This is a genomic window from Paenibacillus dendritiformis, from assembly GCF_015845845.1.
Lineage (GTDB): Bacteria > Bacillota > Bacilli > Paenibacillales > Paenibacillaceae > Paenibacillus_B > Paenibacillus_B dendritiformis_C.
Window position 1 is genome coordinate 1 of sequence record NZ_LDIG01000070.1, and the last position, 4,110, is coordinate 4,110.

Annotated in this window: 3 protein-coding genes and 2 pseudogenes; 4 read left to right on the forward strand and 1 reads right to left on the reverse strand. The window is 40.9% G+C overall.

The annotated features are described in order from the left end of the window. The 4 genes and pseudogenes from ABD76_RS29245 to ABD76_RS03985 form a co-directional block, all read left to right on the forward strand. Window positions 1-151: pseudogene (locus ABD76_RS29245) on the forward strand (IS1380 family transposase); the annotation flags it as partial. Between the two features lie 222 nt (window positions 152-373). Next, entirely contained in the window at window positions 374-1,054 is a 681-nt protein-coding gene (locus tag ABD76_RS03980; RefSeq protein WP_197254450.1) for a hypothetical protein, read from the forward strand. A gap of 151 nt (window positions 1,055-1,205) precedes the next feature. Next, window positions 1,206-2,135: pseudogene (locus ABD76_RS30820) on the forward strand (IS30 family transposase). Between the two features lie 182 nt (window positions 2,136-2,317). Next, a complete protein-coding gene (locus ABD76_RS03985; RefSeq protein WP_197254452.1) occupies window positions 2,318-2,902 on the forward strand; it encodes a hypothetical protein in 585 nt (194 codons plus the stop codon). Between the two features lie 18 nt (window positions 2,903-2,920). Here ABD76_RS03985 and ABD76_RS03990 read toward each other — a convergent pair. Continuing rightward, window positions 2,921-4,110: IS4 family transposase (locus tag ABD76_RS03990; RefSeq protein WP_242069277.1), on the reverse strand; the 1,190-nt coding region annotated here is incomplete at its 5' end.

The window sequence follows — 4,110 nt, forward strand, 5'->3', positions numbered from 1 at the left end:
CAGCCGCAGGCGGGTCAAAACGGTCATCGAAAATCTGATCTGGCTGGCCTCTCGAATGGTAGAGCATGCCAGACAAACGAAGCTCCGGTTCGGAAGACATAGTCCATGGTTTCAGACATTCCAGCGCATTTACGGGACCTTGTCGGGATAATAGATTGCGAACCTATGTTTCCGTTCAAGCTTTGCACAAGGGAAGCTTTGTTTCGTGATGTCTTTTTCAAGTGAATCGAGTCATCACCTCTGCTTTCTGCGCCTATCGTTACAGCTGATAGTGATGGTTCTCTTATTCGTAACCCTTTCACGGATTCAGGGAATAAATGATAGTATAGAGCCATCGACGTCGATACCAAATATTACCTTGTAGGAGGATGTTATGATTAGAAAAGTTTTTTTTCTTTGTTTAGTGTGCATATTACTCGTTCCTGTGACAGCTTTAGCCCAACCTGAAAAGATTGTCAATCATACAGACTCATATATTTCAACCCAACCGATAGATGGTAAACCATACTATACAGGTGAAACACCTCCTTCCTTTATGTTAATGAATGTATTGAATTGCAAATCTCCAAAAAATACTACTTATACTTGTTCTGGATTAACAAGAGACTATCTAGATACGGACAAGTATAGTTGGAATACTTTGGATAACAAGGTGATGGTAAGGGTAAAAAATACGCAAGGCGCCTTTTCTAAGGATAAAATTGAGATAGTTGATAATTACGCAAAAGCAAATTGGACAGGAGGATCATTGATAACCCCAGACCGAATTACAATGAGAGTTGAGCATTTAATTAAAGGAAGCGGTTTATCTTGTGGAGTAGGATTTCCGTTTTCAGTATCTTGCTCTACCTCAGGTAACGTTCTAACACTGACTTTCCCCGATGAAGACTATTTAAAAACAAGTGCTGCTACTTTTAAAGTGTTAGATTATGAAATCGAATCCCCTGCTATCCTAGACAGTTTTTCAAATGTTACAGTGCGAAATAACATTAACTGGAAGTTTGGGACTAATGCTTTGGCTCAGTTCTATGCAGTATCTATGGATATAGATTAAATAATAAAAATCACACGAGTCATTCGTGTGATTTTTATTAGATGGATTGTAACATGAAGTTCGACAGTTACCATTAAATAAAAAAATGGCTCATGATTGATTCCTCTAAAATGGCATCACCACACCAATCCATTGCACGGAGGAACCAATCATGAGTTACAGCCATTTTAGCATAAGGTGAAAGAGCAAAGCTAGAAATCCTGCATGACGAAGGCTGGTTTACCAGAGTCTTGCACGAGAAGAAGGTCGCCTTCATTCCAGGATGGCTCGTGAGTTGAAACGCAATAAGGAATCCCAGGAGTATAGGCCACTGCTGCACAGCGGCATAAACGTGCAACTGCGTCTAACGAGTAGCAATCGTTTGAAAGATTACATTATATAGTGAAAAAGGCTTGAGGTGACCTGGTCACCAGAGCAAATTGCAGATCGAATGAAATTTGAAAAGCCTGAGCTTATACTTATGCTTTAAGAGGATTTACAGATGGCTATATGCTGGATTGCTCGTTCGGGGGACTGTCGAGCTTCTACGACACAAAGGAAAATGCCGAAAGCCTGTAGAAACCCGGGGAAAATCCAATAAGGCAGACCGATTAGCCAATGCCCCAATGAAGTGCGTAAAGGACGCGTCATTGGGAACTCGATAGGGTCGTGTCCAGTCGTGGTAAGAGCAAAGCTTGTATAGCGACTTTTGCAGAGCGTAAGACCCGTCTAGACCTCGCCGTAAAGAGCCAGATCGAACAGCAATCTCGATGGTGCAGGCATTTACCAAAATAGCGAATACATACCACCAGGGATCTTTTAAACGGTCATAGTAGATTATGGTAATAATTTACATTTCATAAGAAGTTGGAAAATGCCAACGGAGTTCAGGGTTACTTTGCTGATCCCTGTTCCTCTTAGCAGAGACGGGCCAATAAGAACGCCAATGGGCTACTTTGGGAGTTCTTCTTAAAAGGACACGACTTTGCTTAACGGTGATCTGAACTAAGTATTCGATCTTAATAATAACAGACCGAGAAAATATCTTGGTTGGAAAACGGCTTGCGAATCATTCATAAGCAAACTGTCGGACTTAGCTTGAAAATCCGTCATTAATAAAGAATCACTATACAAACATTTGTAATAAAAGTCCCTTATTCTTAGCTAGTGTAATAATAGGCTCTAGTAATTTAAAGTCGGGCAAGAGTGAATTGGAGAATGATCTTGTGCTCATTCGGATGCCAGTATCATAAAAATAAATTTAGTCTGGTGGGAATATTAAATATGAGGTTTTTCACAACTTTTTTGCTCATTATTTTGTTGATTGGGTGTAGTAATTCGCGGTTAAATATCAATGATATCAATGATGATGATATAAATATTGAATATTGGAATTATAAACAAATACTAGAGAAATTAGATGGATCTCAGAATAAAAACGGTGGTTTTAATCTCTTGATAGAGGAAAAAAAAGAGAGTTTATATGAAAGCTATTATACTATAAAGATTTTAGAAAACTCCGGTATAACAATACCTAGAAAAGAGATGATTATTAAGGAAATAGAACATTATTTTTCGAATGATTTAGAAATAGATACTTTTGGGAAATTGGAGGAAGTAGGATTTTTAACGGGGATAGGAAAATCATTAGGTTGGCACGATGAAAATATAAAAAATAAAATAATATCCCCTGTCTTGGATTTAGTTAACACTGAGAATGGTTGGTTTGAAATATCAAATGACGATGACATTCTTACGAAAATTTCTACAACAGAGTTGAGTATTAAAATATTTGAAAATGTTGGATATAAATATAATGATATTGATGATAAATTGCTAACTAGAATTGTATCTTTACAGACATGTTGATTAACCAAATTGTGTAACTCAAACAAGCCCGGCAGGGCTGAATTTTTCTCTTATCCTCTGCATCTTAACGAGCCATTCGGGAGGAAGGGAATTTAGCCTAAATAGACGTGCAAAGTGAATAAAGGACAGCTTTTGATGCCTAGATACGACCCCTTGAGTGGTATCAAATAACCATTTGAGTAACACGTAAACGATGAGAGCTACAAACAGCTGCCCGTACACGGCATTTTCAGTTGTCCCGAACAAAGTAGGGATATTCAAGTGCTGCTTGATCCAGCGAAAGAAAACCTCGATTTGCCACCGGGCTTTATACATCTGTGCGATTTCTTCTGGGGTCACTTGCATGAGATCGGTAACGACGCGGAGTTCTCGGCCATCGAAATCTTGGAAGGTAACGACGCGATGCCGCTTCTTGGATCGACATTGCTCTGTTCCAAGTTGGCACGTAATGTCCCGGATGACCGGGCTGTTAGGCTCTTTTTGCCGGCGTAGAGCACGTGGTTTTTCAAGATGAACGTTATCACGCAGTCGAACGACAAAGGATTGACCTTCTTCTTTGAAACGATCTAATCGTTCGAGCTTCCCGTAAGCCCGGTCCATAACCATAATGTAATCCAAATGGGTTAAGCTTTCACAGAGCGGACCATCATGTTTCGAACCAACCGTTTCGACCACGTTTAGAGGGGAGTCGCATTGGGCTTGCAAAGAAACATGTAGCTTAATGCCCGAACGCTCACCATGGTAAGGGGCCCAGGGCAAGCGAGTTTTTCCTACCGTTACGGTCGTCGAGTCAATCAAAAGCAATTCTTTAGGAAAGGCCAGCTTTCGGGTCGTTTGACGATTACAGGTTTGGATGAGCCGGTGTAGGAGCTCCTTGAATACAGCAAAGGGAACCTCAGCTGCCTTTCCGGAAAAACTGGAATAATGGACAGGAAGCAAGCCGCTGGCTGCTGCATGAACCACACCTGAACGGTAGCTATCCCATTGTTCAGAGGCAGCCATCGCCCAATATTGTAGCAAATGATGGACGGTAAACTTGCGGGCCTTGTCTTTATAGCCGGCGAGTTCGATTGCAGAATCGATTTCTTCTGCAGGCAAAACGGATTGAAGGATGGACAGGATCGTGGTAGACTTTTTCATGGAGTCGCCACCTTTCTTCGGTTGAGTTTGTAGGCGTACAAACATTTTACCGGGTGTGCGGCTTTTTT

Excerpts from the sequence above, each read along its gene's own strand:
- ABD76_RS03980 (WP_197254450.1), top strand. The coding sequence starts at position 374 with ATGATTAGAAAAGTTTTTTTTCTTTGTTTAGTGTGCATATTACTCGTT.
- ABD76_RS03985 (WP_197254452.1), top strand. The coding sequence starts at position 2,318 with ATGAGGTTTTTCACAACTTTTTTGCTCATTATTTTGTTGATTGGGTGT.